Origin of the sequence: Burkholderia sp. KCJ3K979 (assembly GCF_016759955.1) — a bacterium.
Lineage (GTDB): Bacteria > Pseudomonadota > Gammaproteobacteria > Burkholderiales > Burkholderiaceae > Burkholderia > Burkholderia orbicola.
In genome coordinates, this window is the sequence record NZ_JACFYV010000091.1 from 1 (window position 1) to 23745 (window position 23745).

Consider the following 23745-nt stretch of genomic DNA (forward strand, 5'->3'; position numbering starts at 1 on the left):
CCGCCGGCTCGTGACGAGCGGGCGGTTCCAGGTACAGGGCGGGACGGTGGGTGGGAGCGTCCTTCCGTCGGCTCAGTGCCGATCGGGTTCCCGCGCGTACCGGTGGAGCGTCATCCGTTGCGCGTTACTTCGCATCGATCCGGATCTCGACGCGGCGATTCTGCGCACGGCCTTCCGCGGTCGCGTTGGACGCGACCGGATCGGCGGCGCCGAGGCCTTCGGAGACGAACGACTGCGCCTTCAGGCCGTTGCTGCGCAGGTAGTTCATCACGTTGCGGGCCCGCGAAGCCGACAGCGCGAGATTGTGCGTGTCGCTGCCCGTCGAATCGGTGAAGCCGGTGATCGCCACGCGGCGGAATTCGACGCCGCTGTTGATCTGCACGAAGCGGTCGAGCTGGCTGCGCGCGTCCGGCGTCAGCGCCGCGCTGTCGAACGCGAAGTTCGCGTCGCCCTGCAGCAGCACCTGGCGCTGCTGGACCGGCTGCGGCGCCGGTCGCGGCGCCGGCGCCGGCGGCGCGGCCTGCACGACCGGCTGCGGCTTGCCGCACATGAACGTGATCTCGCGCGGGTCTTTCATCGGCGCGCGGCTGTACACGCGGTCGATCATCTCGAGCGGCGTGAAGCCCTTGCCCTGGCAGAATTCCTCCGCCGCGCGGGCGCAGGCGTTCGCGCTGCCGAGCAGCCCGTCGCAGCTCACGCGGAATACGGTGTCCGGCTTGCCGGGAATCGACACCGCGCGGATGTCGTAGGTGACGCCCGATTGCGTCGTACACGCACCGAGCGCCATCGCGATCGCGCCGATCGACGCGGCGCGCAACAACAAGGTTTTCATGGTCATGGTGAAACGTCCGCCGTGAAGCGGACGCCTGAAAAAGTTGAATGGAGTCAGGCGGATCGCTCGCTCGGGCGGGGCGCGAGGCCCCGCCCGGCGGCTTACCACTGATACGAAGCGCCCACGCCGACGGTGTTGCCGCCGCTCGACATGCCCACGCCGGCCTTCATCTTCAGGTTCTGCGTGATGCGGGCCTCGCCGCCGAACGCCACCGCCTGATAGCCCTTGTAGGTCGCGCCGCCGATACCGAACGACACCGTCTTGCCCGGATCGACGCCCGGGATCATCGTCAGCGCGGTGGCCGCGGCGATACCGGAGTACGCGTTGCGCGACAGGTCGTTGACCTGACCTTGCACGCTGCCGATCGCGCGATCCATCTGGCCCTTCGTCGCCGCGTCGGACGCGTTCACACCATCGGCCAGGTTCGAGATCGTGCGCTTCTGATCGGCCGTACCGACGGACACGGTGTTGTCGCTCGACGCCACCGAGCCGGCGCCCAGCGCGACGGAGTTCTTGCCCGACGCGTTCGCACCGTCGCCGATCGCCGTCGACTTCTCGCCCGATGCATTCGCGCTGCTGCCGATCGCGGTCGCGCCTTCGGCGCTGCTCTTCGAGCCCGAACCGATCGCCGTACCGTTGCTGCCCGATACGTTCGCGTTGGAACCCACGACCGTGGCGTTGTTCGCGCCCGTGCCGATCGTCGCGCCCGAACCCGCGGCCGTGTTACCCGTGCCGCCGCCCGCGTTCGCCTTCGTCGTGCCGTCCGTGCCCACGTCGGTACCGGCGAAGTAGTCGTTGCCGGAACCGCCGTTGCCCGGATTGCCCGTGCCCGGGTTCCGCTCCAGTTCGCCGACGCGATCGTCGAGGCCGCCGATCTTGTCGTTCAGTTCGCTCAACTGCCCGAAGTTCACCGCGTCATACCGGCTCGAACCGTCTGCGACGTTGCCGAGGCGCACCGGTGCCGCGCCCGACCCGCCGAGGGTCACCGAACCGTAGTTCGGCGTGCCGTCCTTGTTCAGGTCGTAACGCACCGCAAGCGAATCGGTCGCGCCGTACTTGGCCGCGGCCTGGACTGCTTCGGCCACGGTCTTGTACTTGCTGCCGTTCACTTCGATCGACGTATCTGCGAGCTTGCCGTCCGCATCGACCGTCGTCCCGCCGCCGATCACGTCGGCCACGCTCTGCGCTGTGCCGTGCAGTTGCGAGCCGTTGATCGCGTCGCGGCTCGTCGCGCTCACCGCACCCGCGCCCACGCCGGTCAGCACGCGGTCGCCCGCCGTGCCCGTGAAGTTCACGGACGTGCCGTCCGTGTCCTTCGCGACCGTGATCTCGCGCGTGTCCGCGTCTTGCTGGACGAGGCCGATCGAGCCGTGGACGAGGCTGCTCGAGATGTTCTCGATCGCGTCGCCGACGTTGTTGTACGTCTTGTCGTTGACGGTGTACGTCGGGTTCGTCACGTTGCCGTTCGCGTCGACCGTCGCGCCGCCGCCCAGGGCGTCGGCCACGCTCTTCGACGCGCCGTACAGCTGCGAGCCGTTCACCGCGTCCATGCTGGTCGCGTTCACCGCGCCGGCCTTGACGTTCGACAGCGTCGTGCCGTTCGCGCCCTTCAGCGTGATCTGGTCGAAGTTCGCCGAACCGTTCGCATGCTTGTCGTACGTCACGGCGAGCGACGTCAGGCCAGTACCCGGGTTAGACGAATCGATCGGCGCAACCAGGCCCGCGTCCTGCAACTGGCCCACGTTGATCGCGTCGTGACGATCCACGCCGTCCGCGACGTTCTTCAACGCCACCGGCGTCGTCGCTCCCGCGCCGCCCAGCGTCACCGAACCGAGGTTCGGCGTGCCGTCCGCATTGCGGTCGTACGTCACCGCCGCGATCGACTGGCCCGTCACCGGGTCCACCAGACCCGAATCGGCCAGCTGCTTGTTGATCACGGTGATGTTCTGCGTGTTCGTCGTCGTACGGCCGTCGAGGTTCGACAGTGCGTCGCCCACGTTGTTGTACGACTTCGACTGCGACGCATCCGCCGGGTCCGCCAGCGAGTACGTCGGATTCGTCACCTTGCCGTCCGCGCCCACGGTCGCGCCGCCGCCCAGCGAATCGGCCACGCTTTGCGCCGTGCCGTGCAGCTGCGCACCGTTGATCGCGTCCGTGCTCGTGGCCGTGACCGCGCCCGCCTTCACGTTCGTGATCGTCGTGCCGTCCGCGCCCTTCAGCGTGACCGTGTCCTTCGCGGCGCCGTCGTAGGCGACGGCGAGCGACGTCAGGCCCGCACCCGGGTTCGTCGGGTCGACCGGCGCAACCAGGCCTGCGTCCTGCAGCTGGCCGAGGTTGATCGCGTCGTGACGGTCCGTGCCGTCCGCAACGTTCTTCAGTGCGACCGGTGCCGTGGCGCCCGCGCCACCCAGCGTCACGGTGTCCTTCGCCGCACCGTCGTACGACACCGCCATCGACGTCAGGTTGCCCTTGCCGTCGTCGCCCACCAGGCCCGCGCCCTTCAGCTGGCCGAGGTTCAGCGCATCGCCGTCGTCCGTCGCGTCGGCCACGTTCTTCAGCTGCGTCGGGCCCGCGCCGTTGCCCAGCGTCACCGAACCGTAGTTCGGCGTGCCGTCCGCGTTACGGTCGTACGTCACCGCGGCAATCGCCTTGCCGTCGTCGCCGATCAGGCCCGAGCCCTTCAGCTGCGAAACGTTCACCGCGTCCATGTCGGCCACGCCGGCCTTCACGTTCGCAAGCGTCGTGCCGTCCGCGCCGGCCAGCGTCACCTTGTCCTTCGTCGCGCCGTCGTACGTGACCGCCATCGACGTCAGGTTGCCCGCGCCGTCGTCGCCCACCAGGCCCGCGTCCTTCAGCTGGCCGAGGTTCAGCGCATCGTGGTCGTCCTTCGCGTCCGCGACGTTCTTCAACGCCACCGGAGCCGTCGCGCCCGCACCGCCCAGCGTCACCGAACCGAGGTTCGGCGTGCCGTCCGCGTTGCGGTCGTACGTCACCGCCGCGATCGACTGGCCCGTCACCGGGTCCACCAGACCCGAATCGGCCAGCTGCTTGTTGATCACGGTGATGTTCTGCGTGTTCGTCGTCGTACGGCCGTCGAGGTTCGACAGTGCATCGCCCACGTTGTTGTACGACTTCGACTGCGATGCATCCGCCGGATCCGCCAGCGAGTACGTCGGGTTCGTCACCGCGCCGTCCGCGCCCACGGTCGCGCCGCCGCCCAGCGAATCGGCCACGCTCTGCGCCGTGCCGTGCAGCTGCGCACCGTTGATCGCGTCCGTGCTCGTGGCCGTGACCGCGCCCGCCTTCACGTTCGTGATCGTCGTGCCGTCCGCGCCGCCTTGCAGCGTGACGCGAGCCTTGGTGTCGTCGTCATAGCCGACGGCCAGCGGATTGCCCGAACCGCCCGAGTTGTCCGCGACGTACTGCTTCAACTGGTTGTAGTTGATCGCGTCATGGTCGTCCGTCGCATCCGCGACGTTCTTGATCTGCGTCGGACCCGCGCCATTGCCCAGCGTCACCGAGCCGTAGTTCGGCGTGCCGTCCGCGAGACGGTCGTACGTGACCGCGGCGATCGACTTGCCGTCGTCGCCGATCAGGCCAGAACCCTTCAGCTGCGAAACGTTCACCGCATCCATGTCCGCCACACCGGCCTTCACGTTCGACAGCGTCGTGCCGTTCGTGCCGGCCAGCGTCACGGTGTCCTTCGCATTGCCGTCGTACACCACGGCCAGCGATTCGCCCGTGACCGGGTCGATCACGCCGCCATCCTTCAGCGAGTCTTCCAGATCGCCGACACGCGTGTTCGTCGCGAACAGCTGCGAACCGTTCACGGCGTCCTTGCTCGCCGCCGACAGTTCGCCATCCTTGACGTTGTGGATCGCCACCGGCGTGGTCGCGCCCGTGCCGCCCAGCGTGATGCTGTCCTTCGCCGCGCCGTCGTACGTGACCGCCATCGACGTCAGGTTGCCCGTGCCGTCGTCGCCCACCAGGCCCGCATCCTTCAGCTGGCCGAGGTTCAGCGCATCGTGGTCGTCCTTCGCGTCCGCGACGTTCTTCAACGCCACCGGCGTCGTCGCGCCCGCACCGCCCAGCGTCACCGAACCGAGGTTCGGCGTGCCGTCCGCGTTGCGGTCGTACGTCACCGCGGTGATCGACTGACCGGTCACCGGATCGACCAGACCCGAATCGGCCAGTTGCTTGTTGATCACGGTGATGTTCTGCGTGTTCGTCGTCGTACGGCCGTCGAGGTTCGACAGCGCGTCGCCCACGTTGTTGTACGACTTCGACTGCGATGCATCCGCCGGATCGGCCAGCGAGTACGTCGGGCTCGTCACCGTGCCGTCCGCGCCCACTGCCGCACCGCCGCCGAGCGCGTCGGTCACGCCCTTCAACTGGCTGACGTTGACCGCATCGGTCGCCTGCGTGCCTGCCGCGACGTTGACGACCTGGCGTTCCGCGCCCGCACGACCGACGGACACCGAGTTCGCACGATTCGAGAACGCGTTCGCGCCGAGCGCGACGCTGTTGGCCGCGCCCGCGGTCGTGTTCGCGCCGAGCGCCATCGCGCCTTCGACGCTGCGCGCCACGTTTGCACCGGTACCCATCGCGATCGCGTTGGTCGAGCCGGCCCGCACGTTCGCGGCGTTACCGACGGCGATGGAGCCGTCGCCGATCGCCTGCGCGCCGTTGTTGCCGACGGCCAGCGCGTACTCGCCATTCGCCTGTGCGTTCGCACCCAGCGCGACGGCCTGCGTGCCGTTCGTCTGGACGTTCGAACCCATGGCGACCGAGTAGTCCTGGCCGGCGCCGGTTTGCGCGAAGCTGCCGATCGCGACCGAGTTGTTCGAACCCGCGCCGCTTTGCAGGCCGACCGCCACCGCATTGGCGCCGCTTGCCGCCGTCGACGAACCGATCGCGGCCGCCGTTGCGGTAGCCGGATCAGCGCCGTTCAGCGAAGCGACGTTGTTGCCCTGCAAGCCTTCGATCGCGACGAGCGGGTCGCTGACGTCCATCGTCTGCATCGAGCGCGAGCTCACCTCGTCGATCGCGGCCTTCGTCTTCTTGTCGATCTCCGACGAGAAGCTGTCGATTGCCTGTTGCGTCTTCGAGCTCACCGACGTCGACAGGTCGTTCAGCGCCGCATACAGCTGACCGCCGTTGACCGCGTCCGTGCTCTGGAATGCGACGTCGCCGTCCGCCACGTTGACGATCTTGCGTTCGCGGCCCACGTCGCCGACCGACACGACGTTGTTCTGGTTCGCGACCGAGTTGTAGCCGATCGCGACCGAACCGTTGCCGGTCACGCGCGCACCGCTGCCGAGCGCCAGCGAGTTGGCGCTGGTCGCCCGTGCGTCGGAACCGATGGCGACCGCGAGCGCACCGCTCGCGACAGCCGGCGTGCCCGTGACCGGGTCGGCATTGACCTTGACGAAGCGCAGGTTGCCGCCGGACATCTCGTCGCGGAGGTCGGACAGGCCCGTGTTCAGTTGCTTGACGTTGACTGCGTCCAGGTCGTCGACGCCCGTCGCGACGTTCTTGACCTGCGTCGGGCCTGCGCCGTTGCCCAGCGTCACCGTGCCGTAGTTCGGCGTACCGTCCGCGTTACGGTCGTACGTCACCGCGGCGATCGACTTGCCGTCGTCGCCGATCAGGCCCGAATCCTTCAGCTGGCCTACGTTCACCGCGTCCATGTTCGCCACGCCGGCCTTCACGTTCGACAGCGTCGTGCCGTCCGCGCCGGCCAGCGTCACCTTGTCCTTCGTCGCGCCGTCGTAGACCACGGCCAGCGATTCGCCCGTGACCGGGTCGATCACGCCGCCATCCTTCAGCGAATCCTTCAGGTCGCTCAGGTTCTGGTTCGTTGCGAACAGCTGCGAACCGTTCACGGCATCCTTGCTCGTCGCCGACAGTTCGCCATCCTTGACGTTGTGGATCGCCACCGGCGTGGTCGCGCCAACGCCGCCCAGCGTGATGCTGTCCTTCGCCGCACCGTCGTACGTCACTGCCAGCGACGTCAGGTTGCCCTTGCCGTCGTCGCCCACCAGGCCCGCGTCCTTCAGCTGGCCTACGTTCACCGCGTCCATGTTCGCGACGCCCGCCTTCACGTTCGACAGCGTCGTGCCGTCCGTGCCGGCCAGCGTCACCTTGTCGCGTGCCGCGCCGTCGTACGTGACCGCCATCGACGTCAGGTTGCCCTTGCCGTCGTCGCCCACCAGGCCCGCGTCCTTCAACTGGCCGAGGTTCAGTGCATCGTGGTCGTCCTTCGCGTCCGCGACGTTCTTCAGCGCCACCGGCGTCGTTGCACCCGCGCCGCCCAGCGTCACCGAACCCATGTTCGGCGTACCGTCCGCGTTACGGTCATACGTGACCGCGGCGATCGACTTGCCGTCGTCGCCGATCAGGCCCGAGTCCTTCAGCTGGCCCACGTTCACCGCGTCCATGTTCGCCACACCGGCCTTCACGTTCGACAGCGTCGTGCCGTCCGCGCCGGCCAGCGTCACCTTGTCACGCGCCGCGCCGTCGTACGTCACCGCCATCGACGTCAGGTTGCCCGCGCCGTCGTCGCCCACCAGGCCTGCATCCTTCAACTGGCCGAGGTTCAGTGCATCGTGATCGTCCGTCGCATCCGCGACGTTCTTGATCTGCGTCGGGCCTGCGCCGTTACCCAGCGTCACCGTTCCGTAGTTCGGCGTGCCATCCGCGTTACGGTCGTACGTCACCGCGGCGATCGACTTGCCGTCGTCGCCGATCAGGCCCGAATCCTTCAACTGGCCTACGTTCACCGCGTCCATGTTCGCCACGCCCGCCTTCACGTTCGACAGCGTCGTGCCGTCCGCACCGGCCAGCGTCACCTTGTCGCGTGCGGCGCCGTCGTACGTCACCGCCATCGACGTCAGGTTGCCCTTGCCGTCGTCACCCACCAGGCCCGCGTCCTTCAGCTGGCCGAGGTTCAGTGCGTCGTGGTCGTCCGTCGCGTCCGCGACGTTCTTGATCTGCGTCGGACCCGCGCCGTTGCCCAGCGTCACCGTGCCGTAGTTCGGCGTGCCGTCCGCGTTACGGTCGTACGTCACCGCGGCAATCGACTTGCCGTCGTCGCCGATCAGGCCCGAGCCCTTCAGCTGGCCCACGTTCACTGCGTCCGTGTCTTGCGTGCCGGCAGCCACGTTCGTGATCTGCCGTTGCAGCGTCGCCGAACCCACTGACACGCTATTTACTCGATCGGCGACCGACGTGTCACCCAACGCGACACCGTATTGAGCCGTCACCGATGCGCCATCGCCGAGCGCCACGCCGCGTTGCGTGGTTTTGGCCCCGCGACCGATCGCAATCGCCCCGCCGGCATTGGTGTTCGTCGTGGATGCACCCTCGCCGATCGCCAGTTGCCCGAACCCGCCCGACGTGTACGCCTTGGCACCGATGGCGATGTTCGTCTGACCACCGTTGATGTCCGTGGCATTCGCAATCGCACCGTCGCCGATCGCAATCGACTGGCTGCCGGAAGCGCGCGCCGCGGTCGAGCCACGCACCGCTACATACGGGTTCGAACCTGCCGCGATCGCGGCATTCAATTGGCCGACGTTCACGGCGTCGGTTTCTTGCGTGCCGGCGGCCACGTTGGTGATCTGCCGACGCAGCGTCGACGAGCCGACCGATACGCTGTTGTTGCGGTCCGTCGCCGACAGGGCACCAAGCGCCACCGAATCGGTATGGGACGCCACAGCGTTGACACCCAGTGCAACGCCATGCGAGCCGCTTGCGTTCGCACCATTGCCGACCGCGACGGCGGCGCCGCCCGCACTGCTTGCCTGGAAGCCGAGCGCCGTGCTGTTGTCCCCGTTGGCCCGTGCACTATTGCCGAACGCCGTCGCGTACGATCCGGACGCGCTCGTATTCGTGCCGATGGCAACGGAGCCCGATCCTGCTTGCGCGGCGGCCGTGCCGTTACGCGTATCGATCTTGATGTACGTGTTGTCGACCTTAGTCGACAGCGCCGTATTCATCTGGCCGAGGTTCACGGCGTCCGTATTCTGCGTACCGGCGGCCACGTTGACGATCTGCCGTTGCTGCGACGTCGACCCGACCGACACCGCATTGTTGCGATCGCCAACCGAGTTCGCGCCGAGCGCGACCGAATTCGTCCCGCTGGCCAGCGCCCCGCGACCGAGTGCGGTCGCAGTCGCGCCCGTTGCGCTCGCGCGCTCGCCCAATGCAACGCTCGACGCCGACGTCGCATTCGCGAGCACACCGATCGCAACGGCGTTCGTGGTTGCATTGGCGGAATAGCCGATCGCGGATCCGTAAGTTCCGCTGGTGCTCGCGCCGCGACCGACCGCGATGGCGTTCGCGCCCACGGCGCTCGCCGTCGTACCGAGTGCCGTAGCACCGTCGGCGCCCGCATAGGTGCTATAGCCGACGGAAGTCGCATTGGACGACACCGCCGCCGCGCCCCGGCCCATCGCCGTCGAATTGTTCCCCGTCGCACGTGCGCTCACGCCGACCGCGACGGTCTCACTGCCCGTCGCGTTCGCGAGCGTGCCGAGCGCGACGGCATTCTGGCCGGTTGCAACGGTATTCCCGCCGAGCGCCACGGCCGACGTACCGCCGGCATTCGCGTTCGCCCCGATTGCCGTCGCGCTGCCGCCTGCGCGCGCCGCCGTCGCGGCCGCATACGTACCCGTATTGGTCACGACGTACGGGTTCGCCGTCCCTGCGGCCGCTGCGATCGCCGAATTCAGTTGATTGAGGTTAACGGCATCCGTCCCGGCCGTCCCTGCGGCCAGACCCGTGATGCGGTGGTTCGTCATGTTGACGTTGTTGTTGAAATCGGCGGGCCCGCTGATGTGCACGCCGTTCGCGCCGTACACGACCAGATGTCCATCAGTCCCCCCCATCACGGACGCCGTAGGGGCCGAGCCGCCAGCGCCACTTCCGTTCGTGCCGGCATTGTTAGCGAGGATAAAAGCAGGCGCATGCCCTTGGTACGCAGCCAGACTGGTATTAATTGGCGCACAGTTCGCAGCAGTCGTGTTCGACAGCGCACCAAAGGTTTGCCCGTACCTCACGCCGTTCGCAGCGGTCGTGGTCGAGCACAGATTGAGTCCACCTCCCGTCGCCTGCGCATTCGCATCGGCCGACATCGCACCGCCGCCCACGCCGGCCATCACCGCGACCGCCGCCGTGACCGACGACCGCATCGCGGTATTCGACTTCGATTTCGTGCGCATCCGCGCCGTTTCGGCTGCCGCCGTCCATGTACCCGTCGTCGCGTTCCAGACGGTGCGATAACTCTTGTTCATGCTGATTGCCTCTGTAGAGAAAAAGGGAGAAGGACGCTCCTCGTCCACAGATGCCAATGTATTGATCGCCTGTCATTTCGATAATCAGACGGCTGGACGTGCGGCGACTTATTTCGTAGGCCCAGTCCTAACATGACGTTGCTTGACAATCGGCCGTGCCAGACACGTCACGACCAGCCGTTCTCCTGAACGATTCCGTTTGACACGAGCGCGCGGCAAGCCTTATATACGCACCGCGCCGCCGATTGCCTGAATAGGACTGGTCCTATCCATCGCGCGCGAGTGTTTCGGACTGCCCTACATACAGACCCGCCCGCTATCCCGATAATTTTCCCGTTCCCCGAGCCGGCCGCGCATCGCGCCGCCGTCGTGCGGCTCGCGGATATCGTCCGCGTTCCGGCATCGCCGCGACGCGTCTCCCGATTTGCGCATTGATTCACCGGTCTTCGTCTCATGCCCATCCGCCATCTCTTCGCGTCCTACACGGACGCCAGCGCGCCGTTCGCGTCGATCGACGACGATGCGCACGACCTGAGCCTGCTGAACCGGTATCAGCGCTTCACGCTGTACGGCGGCGCGGTCGTGCTGTCGCTCGTGATCCTGATCGCGGCCGGCATCCTGCTCGTCGGCTCGGTGCGCGACTACATCGCCGAGCGCCGCGACCTGTTCGCGACGCACAAGGCGCTCGTGCAACTGGAAATGGATGCGAAACAGGCATCGATGCGCCGCGCGGTGATCAACGCCGAGCTGCTGTGGAACGGCCATCCGCCACATGCGCGCGAAGCCTCCGATGCACTGAGAAAGGACGGGCACGTGCTGCTCGCGCCGATGCCCGGCGTGAGCGAAATCTTCGTGGCCGCGTCGCCGAAGGCGCTCGCCGACCGCGAAACCGATCGCTACGTGCAGTTGATGGAGCGGCAGACGATTTCGGTCGCGGCGGCCGAGCGGCAGACCGGCCGCGCGGTGCGCGGCTACGCGTACAGCCCCGACCGCAACGTGATCGCGATCACGCCGCCGCCGTCGATGCCGTATCCCGACCTGCTCGCACGCATCGGCGTGCGTGACACGCATGCGTTGATCCAGCACCTCGCATTCGACGTGGCCGACTGGTCCGATCCGGCCGTCGCGCGCTACTGGCGCCTGTCGCGCCGGATCGCGTGGCAGGCGCCGGCGATCGACCCGCTGACCGGCAAGACGGTCTTCCGTCTCGTCGAACCCGCCTTCGACGGTCAGCAACATTTCATGACCTTCGTGAGCGACTTCGACGTCGACGTGATCGCCGATCGCATGAAGCACGCGCCGGCCGATGCGGTCGCGATGCTGATCGACGAAAACGGCCGCGTGCTGCTCGATGTCGACCGCACTGGCGACGCGGAGGACGGCGCCGCGCTGATGAAGCACGCGCTGGCCGAAGGCACGTGGCGGCGCGGTCTCGCGCATTTCGACGAAAGCTACCGTCACGGCGTGTTCACGATCAGCGATCGGATTTCCGACACCGGCTACGCGATCGTCTATGCGTACTCGTGGCGCACGATCGCCTTTGCGATCTGGTCGACGATGCTGCGCGAGTTCGGTACGACCGCGACGATCCTCATCGTGCTGTGGACGCTCGTGATCGCGTTCGACCTGCGGGTGTTCGCGCCGCTGTTCCGCCGCTCGCGCCGCGTGTTCGAAAGCGAGCGGATGAGCCGCACGATCGTCGCGACCGCGCCGTTCGGCATCGGCCTCGTATCGCCCGACACGCGACAGGTGCTGCTGCGCAACCGGATGCTCGAACTGTACGAACGCGAGGCCGGCGATCCGCCGCTGCACGAGCGGCTGCTGGCGCGCTACCGCGAACACGCGGACGCATCGCCCGTCCAGCTCGACGTCGAACTGCCGCTGACGCTCGGCGACGGCCGCGCGCGCGACCTGCTCGTCAATTTCGTACGCGTACGCTACAAGGGCAAGGATGCGCTGCTGTGCAGCTTCTCCGACATCACGACGCGCGCCGACGCCGAACGCGCGCTGGACAGCGCGAACCGCGCGAAGTCGACGTTCCTCGCGACGATCAGCCACGAGATCCGCACGCCGTTGAACGCGATGCTCGGCAATCTCGAACTGCTCGACAAGGCGCCGGACCCGAGCCGGCAGAAACCACGCCTGCATGCGGTCACGTCGGCCGCGCGGATGCTGCTCGACATGCTGAACAACGTGCTCGACATGACGAAGATCGAAGCCGACCGGATGACGCTCGAAGCGACCGGCTTCCGGATCGACGAGCTGATGCGCGACGTCGCGGACCTGTTCGAGCCGGTGGCCGGCGCGAAGGGCATCGCGCTGCGCATCGACGTCGATCCGGCGGTCACGCATACATATCTCGGCGACCCGATGCGCGTGCGGCAGATCGTCGTCAACCTCGTCAGCAACGCGATCAAGTTCACCGACCGCGGCGCGGTGGCGTTGTCGGTGTCGGCGCCGTCGGGCGACGCGACGCCCGTGACGATCCGCGTCAGCGATTCGGGCATCGGCATGACGGCCGATCAGCTGGCGCACGTGTTCGAGCCGTTCGCGCAAGCCGACGAATCGATCGCGCGCCGCTTCGGCGGCACCGGCATCGGCCTCGCGCTGAGCTACAAGCTCGCGGAATCGATGGGCGGGCGCATCGACGCGAACAGCGTGCCGGGCGTGGGTTCGACGTTCGTCGTCACGTTGCCGCTGCCGCTCGACCGCCAGCCGGGCGCCGCCCAGGAGCTTTCGAGCGACGACGCGCCGGACGTGCGCGTGCTGTTCGTCGACGACAATCCCGTCAACCGTTCGCTCGTCCACGATCAGTTGGACGTACTCGGCTATCAGGCCGATATCGCGTCGAACGTCGCCGACGCGCTCGATCTGGTGGACCGCCACGACTATGCGGTCGTGCTCACCGACCTGAACATGCCGGGCCTCGATGGCTATGCGTTCGCCCGCGTGCTGCGCGAGCGCGGCCGCGTGCAGCCGATCCTGGCGGTCACCGCGCATGCCGAACCGGACGAGTTGCGGCTGGCGTGGGAAGCGGGTATCGACGAAATCGTCACGAAGCCGACGTCGCTGAAATCGCTCGAGCAGGCGATCGCGAAGTACGCGGGGACGTGGCGGCGGCCGACGTATCCGCCCGTACCCGCGCGCGCGCCCGGCCCGTTGCCGAAAGACCTGCACACGGTGCTCGTCGATGCGACGCGACGTTCGAGCGCGACCATTGCGCGGGCGTTGCAGGATGGCGACCTGAAGGTTGCGCGTTCGGAGATTCACAGCATGCGCGGTGCGTTCGCGATGATCGGCGAGCGGGAGATTTCAGGGCTCTGCGCGTCGATGGAAGCGCTGGCGCTGGCCGGGGATGCGGCGGCGTTCGCGCGGGAGTTCGAGCGCTATCGACAGAGCGCGAACGAGATCCTGATGCGGCGTGCGGCGGGCTGATCGAATCGTCGATTGAAACGATTTCTGACACATCGGTAATGAATCGACGACGCAGTCAGCCGACGCGATCGCGCCGGATTCGTTATGCAGCAAGCGTCGATGCATAGGCCGGATGGCCAACATCGATAAATTCGTACGTGACCGATCCATGACACCGGATGTTCTCGGCTACAGTGGTTGCACGTTTTCGCCAGGATTCTCAGGCCGCTTCGACATGCGATGCATGTGACGGAGCGGTACTCGAAATCCGCTGCGTAAACGAGCGCGGCCCGCAGGTGAAACAGCACCTGCGGGCCGCTGACCACAACCAACTCAACATAGGAGTTGACCATGGCTGGCGCGAATCATAACGCACCGACGTATTTCCGCGATCGTTTTGTCTCCCCTCGTTCGTCTCTACAATCCCGCCGTATCGTTCCGCATATCAGGCTCGCCGACATGGCGCCGCCTGTCGTGCATCTGTGGATGAAACTGTCCGGCCGATGGATCGAGGCGGCGGGTTTCGATCCCGAACAGCGTCTGCATATCGAGGTGTCGCACAAGCGGCTGGTGATCACGCCGATCGATGAGGCGGACCCGAGCCCTATCGGAAAGGATGGATCTCCCGATGTCGATTGCGGCACCGGGCAACAGCGGCAACCGTCGGTGATGGCGGAGGAGGCGTAATGAACTACGACGCATCGAATCAACACCCCGACAACGTGCCGGACGATTTCGACTATTACGACGTCGGCGAACTGGCGGCCAAATCCGTGCTCGTACTGAAGCTCAACGCATTGATGGCGTCGCGCGGCCTGACCGAGGAAGAGGCGGCGGCGCTCGCCGAAATGGCACGGCCGGTGGTCACGCCCGAGCAGCGCGAGCGGCTCCGGAATGTAACGCTGGATCAACTGATGCTGACGCTGGCGTCGTTCGGCCAGCATGTGGAGATCGTGGTGAAGCCGGCGGGGGAATTCGGGCCGGCGGGGATTACGGTTTCGGTCTGACGGGCTGCGACGCAGGCTTAAAGAAATGTGTGGCGGCCGGAAGCGCCTCGGCGCTCGCATGAGGCAGCGTTAGGAGTAGGTGCTATCGAATTGCATAGCATGACGACGGCCGGGCCCAACGGCCGCCGCCGAAGCGGCTGCGGCGCCACACTCGTTCAATTTAACGTGAACAACCGTTACAACCAATCGGACCAGGCTGATTCTGTTCGAGTCGTGCGCGGAGTGCAGCGAACTCATCCGCCATCTCATCGTATGCCGCCTTGATGGCCGGATCGGCAAGCAGGCGCGCCGTGTCGGCCACGGTATGCGGCACCGGAACATACCGATCTTCGTTTGCGCAAGAATCTGTCATCGTTGATTGCCTCCTTCGATTACCTGCGGACAACACCCGCAATGCTGCGCGAATGAAGTTCAAATAATAGCGGCCATACGTGCTCGACACAAAAGAAAAAAGCCGCCACCGTGGTTCACGGTAGCGGCTACCCCGGCGAATCACCCGATCCACCGTCTTCCTGGTACACCCACTTACTGCTGGATCGTCGCCTGCCCGGCCAGCTTGTCGACCAGCGCCGTCATCGCGCGCTGCTGCGCCTGCGCTTCCAGCTGCTGACGCAGCACGTTCTTCGCCGCCTCGAAGGTCGGCACGACCGTCGCACGCTTCTCGTCGAGTTTCACGATCGCGAACGCGTTGCCGACCCGGATCGGGCCCGCGACGGCGCCCGGCTGCAGCGACGTGATCGCCTGCGCGAGCGGCAACGGCAAACCGCCCGTCTTCCCCTCGGCCACCGGCGTGCGCAACTCGACCCACTGCGCGACGCCGCCGTTCGGCGTCGTGTTGTACTTCTTCGCGACCGCGTCGAACGCCGCGCCCTGCTTCAGCTCCGCGACCAGCGCGTTCACTTCGGCCGGATCGGCCACGGCGATCACGTCCGCGCGATATTCGAACTGCGCGGCATTCGCGACGACGTCGTCGTAACGCGCCTTCACCTGCGCGTCGGTCACAGCTTGCGGGCGCAGGTTGTCGCGCAGGTAGAGATCCGTCGCCGCGACCGTGCGCGCCCGCATCACGACGCGATTCACTTCGGGGCGGCTACCGTAGTTGGCCTTTTCCGCTGCCTGCTCGACCAGGTGCTGGGCGATCAGCTCGCGCCTGGCTTGTTCGCGCAGCCCCGGCGTATCCGCCTGACCCCATTGATGGATCAGGACGTCCACGTCGCTGCGCGCGATGGGCGTGTCGTTGACGACCGCTTCGACGCCCGGCGGCAGCGGCGTTTCGGTTTTCGTGCCTGCGGCGCGTGCGACAGGGGCGCCGCAGGCGCACGCGAGTGCGATCAGGGTGGAAACAATGGAAATGTGATGCTTCTTCATGACGATTCCTTCATCGATGGAGGGAGGTGCCGCACGCGATGGCGGCCGTGTGGAGGTGCGGCAGCTTCACCGCGGACAACCGACCGGGTCGGTGTCTGACAGGCCGCGCGCGCGATCGCGTCACGACCAGACCTGAAGCGCGAGCCGGTCGAGCCGGCCGCGCGTTGCCGAGCAGAGTCACCGCCGTCTGCGAGGCACAGGTGACCGACGGAGGGAACGACAGAGATGAATGCCCTGCGCTCGCATGTGGCAGCGTTCTCCCAACCTGCGACCCGAACGGTGCAGATGCGACCGAGCCCACCGGTCGCCGCAAGGCATTCACCTCTCGCCATCCTGACCGGGCCGCGCCGGCAACGTCGCTCGCGCCGGCCTCGCGCGGAGAAAAATGCGCTGCCCGGCGAACGGGCAGCGCGTCCAACGAAGCGTGGCTTCGGATACGAGGTATCGGGCGCGTACCATGCAGCTGCCCGACCTACGCATTGTCGAAGCGCATACGGCATCCGCACAATCAGCCTGGTCCTATTCCGCACGACGTCACCGTTGAATCGTCGACGTCTCGCGCGCGTTCATCGTCACGGCGAGCGGCGGAAATGCAGCGACGCTGCGCATCGCGCCATAGAACTTGTTCATCGCAACGTCGATCCCGTAGTTCGGCAGCGTGCGGCCGAGCCCGTGGGAGAACAGCGTCTCCGGTCGCAGCGGAAAACAATGATCGAGCAGGAAGCGCGCACCAGCCGGCGAGATCGTGTACGCGCAGATCCCGTAGAACTCGAGCAGGTCCATCACGAGCACGGGCCCGCGGTCGGTGCGGAAATCGTCGACGGCGTGCGCGAGCGCCGCTTCGTCGAAGCGCATCGTCACCGGCGTGCGGCTGTTGAAGATCGCGCCGCGCAGGATCGAATCGAAGTTGTAGCCCCATGCGACGAAGTCGTAACGGCCGGCATGCGCGGCGAGGAACTGCATCGCCGTTTCGTCGAAGTCCGGGCGGAAGATCGCGTCGTCCTCGACGATCGTCACGAGTTCGCTGCCTGCGGCGATGTCGGTCCACAGGCGATGCGTGGTCATCGCGATGCCGATCGCGCCGCGCGTGTACGGCAACGCCGGCGCGAACAGGCCGCTTCGTGCGATATCGTCGTCCGACAGCGCACGGCCGTCGATCGCGTCGACGAATTCGAATGCGAGCGTCGGATTGTTCGCACGAAACGCGTCGCGGCGGCCACGCTCGCCTTGCAGCGAGATCACGCGAAGCGTCTTGCCGACGGACGGCACATCGAAGGCGCAAGCGCGTACAGGTGCGATGGTTGCGTCGCGAAGATCGGTAACGGGTGTCGACATCGTCACCACCCCGTCACGATCGAAATGCCGAACACGATGCCGACGACGATGCCGATCGTCCGTCCCTGCAACATCGGCTTCAACGCCGCCGGCTCGTAGAACGGATCGACCACATCGTTGCGGTTGCGCCATGCGGTCACGAGCGGCGGCACGAGCAGCAGCATCGCCATCAGCAACGCGGTCGCCATCGTCACGACCATGCCGCTCGACGACCAGCGCGTGCCGAACTCGACCGCCACGTGGACCATCCCGACCGTGGCCGCGCTCGCGACCATCCCGATCACGGTGCCTTTCACCAGAAAATCTGCTGCGCTCATCGTCAGTACTCCCTGTCTGATAGTTGCCGAACGACGTCGGCCGGAATACTGCGTATTACAAAGATCGCTGCACGCGATCTCTATCAGACGAGTCTTATTGGCGAGCGGCGAACCCAAAAATAGGACTGGGACTACAAACGTGACTGAACGGCGCGTTCGTTACCGGGGGATGCATCGCGGAGCCTCATCGATTCGGACTAGTCTTATTCAGTTGCCGGGTGCGGATCCATAAAGTGGACGTCAAGCCGGCGCCATGCTGCTTGTGCCCATGCGTGCAAGCCGCTGGCGCCCTCACGACGAACCCCGCCACCGGCCGCTGCCTCGAACGCGGCCGGCCCTCCGGAGCCCCGACATGCAGATCTCGCCTCACGACACGCCCACGCCCGCCGACACCGACGACACGATGCTCGCCACGCAGGCCGATGCCGCCTCGGTCGATGTCGATGTCGATGTCGATGTCGATGACGACGCCGTCTCCACCGCCACACCAACGCTGATCGAGCGCGGCGAAGTCGAATCCGCCGCCCAACTGGCCGCCGCCCATTGGAAACTGCGTCCGGCGTCGCCGGCAGCGGCATTCAACTGCGGCTATGCGATGCAGATGGCGGGACGCCACGCGGAGGCGATCGCGCCCTATCGCCGCACGCTCGAGCTCGCGCCCGCGTGGCCGTCGCTGAAGAACAATCTCGCGCTCGCGATCCGGTTGACGGAAGGCGATCCCGATCTGGAATTCGCGCTCATCGAAGGTGCGCTCGACGACGATCCCGACGACGCACGCGCGTGGACCAATGCGGTGGTCACGCGCATCGACCGCTTCGATCTCGACGGCGCATTGCGCGCGGCCACCCGTGCGGTCGCGCTGGCGCCCGACAGCGCGCTGGCCGTGAACAACGCGGCGACGGCGATGAAGGAAGCGCAATGGTGGGGCCAGGCCGAAACGCATGCGCAACGCGCGGTCGAACTCGCGCCGCACAACCCGACGTATCGCCACAATCTGTCGCTGCTCCAGCTCGCGCGCGGCGATTTCGCGTCGGGCTGGCCCCATTACGAAGCGCGCTGGAAAGGCTCGGCCGAACTGCGCGGCAATCTGCCGGTGTTTCCCGGGCCGCGCTGGCGCGGCGAATCGCTGAAGGGCAAGACACTGCTCGTGTGGGGCGAACAGGGCCTCGGCGACGCACTGCAGTTCTGCCGCTACGTGCCGCTGCTCGCGGAACGCGTGCATCGCGAAGGCGGCCGGATCGTGTGGAACACGTTTCCGGTGATGGGCGACCTGTTCGGGCGCAGCCTGGCAACGCATGTCGACGTGTTCGACACCAGCACGCGCATCGAGGATCTGCCCGCGTTCGACGTCGAGCTGCCGCTGATGAGCATCCCCGGGATGCTCGGCCTCGACGGCGACGCGCTCGCCGCGACGGCGCCGTACCTCCACGCCGACGCGGCAGCCGTCGACGCGTGGCGCGCGGCGCTCGCGGGCGAAAAGCGGCTGAAGGTCGGCCTCGCGTGGACGGGCAGTCTGTCGCACCAGCGCAACCGCTTTCGCCGCGTGGGGCTCGAACGTTATGCCGACGCGTTCGACCCTCTGCAGCAGGACGTCGCGTTCTACTCGCTGCAACCGGGCGCGCAGCACGACATCGAAGCCGCCCGCGCAGCGGGTTTCGTCGTGAACGACTGCACGCGCGAATGGCGCACGGTCGACGATACCGCCGCCTTCATCGGCGCACTCGATCTCGTGATCACCGTCTGCACGTCGGCCGCGCACCTGAGCGGCGCGCTCGGCCGGCGCACGTGGGTGCTGCTCGATGCGAACCCGCACTGGGTCTGGCAGCACGACCGCCGCGACAGCCCGTTCTACCCGAGCGCATCGCTGTATCGGCAGACGACGTTCGCCGACTGGCAGCCGGTCATGGACGCGGTCGCCGCCGATCTTCGTCGGCTGGCCGGCTGACGGTCGCCACGCCGACAGGAGATTCGTCATGGATTACAACCTCTGCATCGTCCGCCCGCCGGGCTACGCGCATTCGGGCGCCTTCACGGAACTCGCCGAGGCGATCGCGTACGGGCTCGGCGATCTCGGCCACGTCGTGCACGTCAACGAGAACAACATGATGCCGGATGCGCGGAACATCCTGATCGGCTGCCATCTCGCCGATCCACGCGCGACCGAGCACGTGCCGGCCGACACGATCGTCGTCAACACCGAGCAGCTGCACGTCGACGAACAGCCGTGGAACGAGGCCATCTACCGCTGGGCGTCGCGATACGAAACCTGGGACTACAGCGAGCGCAACCTCGCGAAGCTGCACGGCCTCGGCATCGGGCACGCGCGCTACCTGAAGCTCGGCTTCCATCCGAAGCTGCGTCGCATTCCGGATGACGTCGAACAGGACATCGACGTGCTGTTCTACGGCACGATCGGCCCGCGCCGCGCGGCGATCCTCGATGCGCTGCAGGCGCGCGGGCTGAACGTCGGGATCGTCAGCGGCGGCCTCTACGGCGCCGAGCGCGACGCCTTCATCGCGCGTGCGAAGGTCGTGCTGAACCTGCATCACTACGCGTCGCATATTTTCGAGGTGGTACGCGCGTTCTATCTGATGACGAACGGCAAGGCGATCGTCGGCGAGGTGTCGCCTACGACGTCGGTCGATCCCGATTACGCCAACGGCTTCCGTGCGGCGCCGTACGACGCGCTGGTGGAGGCGTGCGTCGAACTCGTCCGCGATCCCGCGCAACGCCGCCGGCTCGAAGCCGACGCGCTGGCGACGATCGGCCGCCATCCGCAGGCCCGGTCGCTCGCGCCGCTGCTGGCCGCGCACGCGGTGGCGGCATGACGACGCCGCATCGCGAGCCGCCGTCGTCGGCGCCATCGCCACAGCGCGCCGACAGCGTGTGCTGGTCGCCTGTCCACAGGGGGTTTGACAATCCCTGACGCCATCGGGCACGAGTCCTAACCCGTTGAAGCGCAGTCCGATCGAAGTGCCCTTTCTGATCGCCCGCAGTCCGATGGTCTCGCCCCGTCATCGCTCCTAGACTCGCCGTACTGCCCGAACGCACCGTGCAACGCGCCGGGCAGCACCTCGCTCTGCGGAGCGTTGCACGAACGCGGACGCGCCGCCATTCCGGACGGTGCGCGACGGCAAGGATGGCGGATGAAATGAACAAGAAGCACGGGCCGCGCAGCGAGATCGTCGTCTGCATGGTCGATGTCGCGGCGATCGTCGCGATCGCGGTACTCACGCACCACGGTTCGCTGTGGAATCTCGACGCGCTCGCGATCGAATGGCTGCTGATCGGCGTGAGCGCGCTGCTCGCGGCGTTCCTGCTGCGCCTGGCGGGCATCGGCCTCGATGGCCGGCCGCGCCCCGCGACGCGCTATGCGGTCCGCACGCTCGCGCTGTGGCTCGTCGTGCAGGGTTTCGTGTTCCTGAAGATGATCGCGCTGACCACCGCGACCGTGATGATGCTGACGTGGTTCTTCGACTGGACGATCGAGGTCGGGATCGTACTGGTCGTATTCCGGGTCGCACTGAGCATCGCGCGCCGGCGCAGCCTGCGCGTGCCGGCGACACCCGCCCGCATCGCGGTCGTCGGCAGCAGCGAGCGCCTCGCGCGGATCGTCGCGTCGCTCGATGCGGCCGGCGATACGCGCTACCGGCTCGTCAGCGCGTATTGCACGGCCGGCCGCGCGACGACGCTCGCCGGCGACGCGCTCGTCACGACCGATCTCGCCTCGTTCGCCGCGTGTGCGCGCCGCCAGCGCGCGGACGAAGTGTGGATCGCGCTGCCGCTCGCGGAAGACGCCGCGATCACGCGCGTGATCGACGAATTCCGCAGCGACTTCGTCGAGCTGCGCCTGATGCCCGACGTGAGCCGGCACGCGCTGTTCGGCAGCCAGGTCGACGAAATCCTCGGCGAGCCGGCGATCTCGCTCGCCGCGCCGCCGCTGTCGCGCGGTGCGCTGTGCGTGAAGGCCGTCTTCGATCGCGTGTTCGCGGCTGCCGTGTTGATCCTGCTGATGCCGCTGCTGCTCGTCATCGCCGTGGCGATCAAGCTGAGTTCGCCGGGCCCGGTGATGTTTACGCAGAAACGGCGCGGCGGCGACGGCCGCACGTTCGACATCTACAAGTTCCGCACGATGCGCGTGCATGTCGAACAGCCGGGCAAGGTCGAGCAGGCGACCCGCAACGACCCGCGCGTGACGAAGGTCGGTGCGTTCCTGCGCCGCACGAGCCTCGACGAACTGCCGCAATTCATCAACGTGCTGTTCGGCGACATGTCGGTGGTCGGTCCGCGTCCGCACGCGGTGGAACACGACGCGCAGTACCGCACGCTCGTCGACGGCTACATCCACCGCTACCGGATCAAGCCGGGCATCACCGGCTGGGCGCAGGTCAACGGGCTGCGCGGCGCGACCGAACAGCTCGAAAGCATGCAGTCGCGCGTCGAGTACGACCTGTACTACCTGCGCAACTGGTCGTTCGCGCTCGACCTGCGAATCATCGGCGCGACGGTGCTGAAAGGGATCGTGCATCCCAACGCGTACTGAACGGCGCATGCCGTTCGGCGCCGCGGCATCGCCGCCGCGGCTGCTTCGATTGACCCGGCGGCCCCTGCTTCGGCAGCCCGCTCCCGCGCCGCCGTCTCCGGCGCGCGGCGCAACTGGAAGGAACTCGTGACACCCTCGATCGCATCGGCGGCCGCGCGCCGCCACGGTGCGCTCGCGCTCGTCCTGACGGCGTGCGTAGCGCTGTCAGGATGCGCGTTCGCGCCCGGCATGAAGATGAACACGTCGTATCTCGGCTGGCTCGCCGACGCGCCGGATGACGGCGCGCCCGCGCCGGCCGCGGTCGACTCGCGCGTGGCCGAAGCACGCGCCGCGGCCGCGTCGACCACGGCCGGCACGCCGGTTCGCGCGCCGCTCGCGGGCGGGGATGCCGTCGCCACGCCGCCGATCGTCGACATCGATCCGTCGCTGATCGCGCGCCAACGCGCGGCCCGGGATGCGGCCGCGGCGGCGTTCGACACGCCGGCCGCATCGCGCGCGTCGTCGGCCTACCGGATCGGCCCGGGCGACGTGCTGCAGATCACCGTGTGGGATCACCCGGAACTCGCGGCGGCCCAAGGCGGCGCACCGCAGACGCCGCCGCGCGCGGCCGACCCGGTTGCCGGCTTCGTCGTCGACGACCGCGGCAACCTGACGTTCCCGTATGCCGGCGCGCTGAAGGTCGCCGGCCTGACCGCCGCCGACGCGCAGGCGCGCGTGAAGCAGGCGCTCGGCAAGATCTACCGAGACCCGCAGGTCACGTTGCGCGTGGCATCGTTCCGTTCGCAGCAGGTGTACGTCGACGGCGAAGTCCACACGCCGGGCGCGCTGCCCGTCAACGACGTGCCGATGACGCTCGCCGATGCGATCGCGCGCGCCGGCGGCTTCACGCCCGGCGCCGACCAGAGCGACGTGACGATCGTGCGCGACGGCACGCCCGTGCGCATCGACCTGGCGCGCCTGATCGAGCGCCACCGCGACCCGTCGCGCATCGTGCTGCGCGGCGGCGACCTGCTGCGCGTCGGCGCGCGAGACAGCAACGGCGTGTACGTGATGGGCGAGGTCAACCGGCCGATGCTCGCGCTGCCGAAGCGCGACGGCCGTCTCACGTTGAGCGACGCGCTGCTGCAGGCCGGCAGCATCAATTCCAATACCGCCGACGCCGCGCAGATGTTCGTGATTCGCGGCGCGCAGGGCCGCACGCCGACGGTATTCCATCTCGACGCGCGCTCGCCCGTCGCGATGGTGCTCGCGAACCAGTTCGAGCTGGAGCCGAAGGACATCGTCTACGTCGACGGCAACGGGCTCGTCCGCATCAGCCGCGTGCTGAGCCTGTTGCTGCCCAGCGTGAACACGGGCGTCGCCGCCGGGATCGCCACGAAATGAGGCCGACCCCGCCCCCCTTCCTGCTCGCCGTCTGCGAAGGCAACGTGTGCCGCAGCCCGCTCGCGGCCGCGCTGCTCGCGGCGAAGCTGCCGCATGCGCGGACCGGCTCGGCCGGCCTCGCGCCGCCGAACGGCCGGCCGGCCGACCCGCTGGCCCGCGAGATGGCCGCCGCGCGCGGGCTGAACCTCGACGCGCATGCGGCCCGGCCGGTGACGGCCGCGCTGTGCGCGCAGGCCGACCTGATCTTCGT

At 67.5% G+C, this 23745-nt stretch carries 12 protein-coding genes and 1 pseudogene; 8 read left to right on the forward strand and 5 right to left on the reverse strand.

Translation table 11 applies throughout. From position 1 onward, the window contains the following. Positions 1-124: 124 nt before the first annotated feature. Both H3O04_RS19775 and H3O04_RS36550 read right to left on the reverse strand, forming a co-directional pair. Entirely contained in the window at positions 125-838 is a 714-nt protein-coding gene (locus H3O04_RS19775; RefSeq protein WP_202588299.1) for an OmpA family protein, read from the reverse strand. 95 nt (positions 839-933) lie between these two features. Further along, positions 934-10119, reverse strand: a pseudogene (locus H3O04_RS36550) (YadA-like family protein); the annotation flags it as partial. A gap of 462 nt (positions 10120-10581) precedes the next feature. On the opposite strand from H3O04_RS36550, the gene H3O04_RS19785 reads away from it, so the two are divergent. The 3 genes from H3O04_RS19785 (at position 10582) to H3O04_RS19795 (ending at position 14549) form a co-directional block, all read left to right on the forward strand. After that, positions 10582-13563: a sensor histidine kinase gene (locus tag H3O04_RS19785; RefSeq protein ID WP_202588300.1), complete on the forward strand. Its 2982-nt coding sequence runs from the start codon at positions 10582-10584 to the stop codon at positions 13561-13563. A gap of 330 nt (positions 13564-13893) precedes the next feature. Next, on the forward strand, positions 13894-14229 hold the full coding sequence (locus tag H3O04_RS19790) for a SymE family type I addiction module toxin (protein ID WP_202588301.1): 336 nt from the start codon (positions 13894-13896) through the stop codon (positions 14227-14229). Then, positions 14229-14549 (forward strand): XRE family transcriptional regulator, encoded by a 321-nt coding sequence (locus H3O04_RS19795; protein WP_080331053.1) that lies wholly within the window; start codon positions 14229-14231, stop codon positions 14547-14549. Before H3O04_RS19790 ends, H3O04_RS19795 begins: the two co-directional genes overlap by 1 nt. A gap of 525 nt (positions 14550-15074) precedes the next feature. Here H3O04_RS19795 and H3O04_RS19800 read toward each other — a convergent pair. From H3O04_RS19800 to H3O04_RS19810, 3 genes are all read right to left on the reverse strand, one after another. After that, positions 15075-15917, reverse strand: a complete 843-nt coding sequence (locus H3O04_RS19800) for a peptidylprolyl isomerase (RefSeq protein WP_202588302.1) — start codon at positions 15915-15917, stop codon at positions 15075-15077. Positions 15918-16451: 534 nt separating this feature from the next. Next, positions 16452-17252 carry a glycosyltransferase family 25 protein gene (locus tag H3O04_RS19805; protein WP_237666362.1) on the reverse strand — a complete coding sequence of 267 codons (801 nt, stop codon included), beginning with the start codon at positions 17250-17252 and terminating at the stop codon, positions 16452-16454. Positions 17253-17254: 2 nt separating this feature from the next. Next, positions 17255-17569: a hypothetical protein gene (locus tag H3O04_RS19810; protein WP_023477308.1), complete on the reverse strand. Its 315-nt coding sequence runs from the start codon at positions 17567-17569 to the stop codon at positions 17255-17257. A 352-nt stretch (positions 17570-17921) separates the two neighbouring features. Here H3O04_RS19810 and H3O04_RS19815 point away from each other — a divergent pair, with 352 nt between their 5' ends. From H3O04_RS19815 to H3O04_RS19835, 5 genes are all read left to right on the forward strand, one after another. After that, positions 17922-19514, forward strand: a complete 1593-nt coding sequence (locus H3O04_RS19815; RefSeq protein ID WP_202588304.1) for a hypothetical protein — start codon at positions 17922-17924, stop codon at positions 19512-19514. 28 nt (positions 19515-19542) lie between these two features. Further along, positions 19543-20397 carry a hypothetical protein gene (locus H3O04_RS19820; protein ID WP_202588305.1) on the forward strand — a complete coding sequence of 285 codons (855 nt, stop codon included), beginning with the start codon at positions 19543-19545 and terminating at the stop codon, positions 20395-20397. A 323-nt stretch (positions 20398-20720) separates the two neighbouring features. Beyond that, on the forward strand, positions 20721-22112 hold the full coding sequence (locus H3O04_RS19825) for an undecaprenyl-phosphate glucose phosphotransferase (protein ID WP_058902564.1): 1392 nt from the start codon (positions 20721-20723) through the stop codon (positions 22110-22112). Between the two features lie 126 nt (positions 22113-22238). Next, positions 22239-23495, forward strand: coding sequence for a polysaccharide biosynthesis/export family protein (locus tag H3O04_RS19830; RefSeq protein WP_337249644.1), 1257 nt, complete (start codon positions 22239-22241; stop codon positions 23493-23495). Next, on the forward strand, positions 23492-23745 hold a 254-nt coding region (locus tag H3O04_RS19835), incomplete at its 3' end, for an arsenate reductase/protein-tyrosine-phosphatase family protein (protein WP_442862836.1). The genes H3O04_RS19830 and H3O04_RS19835, both read left to right, overlap by 4 nt.

Coding starts and splice junctions, on each gene's coding strand:
- H3O04_RS19775 (WP_202588299.1), bottom strand. CDS start 838: ATGACCATGAAAACCTTGTTGTTGCGCGCCGCGTCGATCGGCGCGATC.
- H3O04_RS19785 (WP_202588300.1), top strand. CDS start 10,582: ATGCCCATCCGCCATCTCTTCGCGTCCTACACGGACGCCAGCGCGCCG.
- H3O04_RS19790 (WP_202588301.1), top strand. CDS start 13,894: ATGGCTGGCGCGAATCATAACGCACCGACGTATTTCCGCGATCGTTTT.
- H3O04_RS19795 (WP_080331053.1), top strand. CDS start 14,229: ATGAACTACGACGCATCGAATCAACACCCCGACAACGTGCCGGACGAT.
- H3O04_RS19800 (WP_202588302.1), bottom strand. CDS start 15,917: ATGAAGAAGCATCACATTTCCATTGTTTCCACCCTGATCGCACTCGCG.
- H3O04_RS19805 (WP_237666362.1), bottom strand. CDS start 17,252: ATGTCGACACCCGTTACCGATCTTCGCGACGCAACCATCGCACCTGTA.
- H3O04_RS19810 (WP_023477308.1), bottom strand. CDS start 17,569: ATGAGCGCAGCAGATTTTCTGGTGAAAGGCACCGTGATCGGGATGGTC.
- H3O04_RS19815 (WP_202588304.1), top strand. CDS start 17,922: ATGCAGATCTCGCCTCACGACACGCCCACGCCCGCCGACACCGACGAC.
- H3O04_RS19820 (WP_202588305.1), top strand. CDS start 19,543: ATGGATTACAACCTCTGCATCGTCCGCCCGCCGGGCTACGCGCATTCG.
- H3O04_RS19825 (WP_058902564.1), top strand. CDS start 20,721: ATGAACAAGAAGCACGGGCCGCGCAGCGAGATCGTCGTCTGCATGGTC.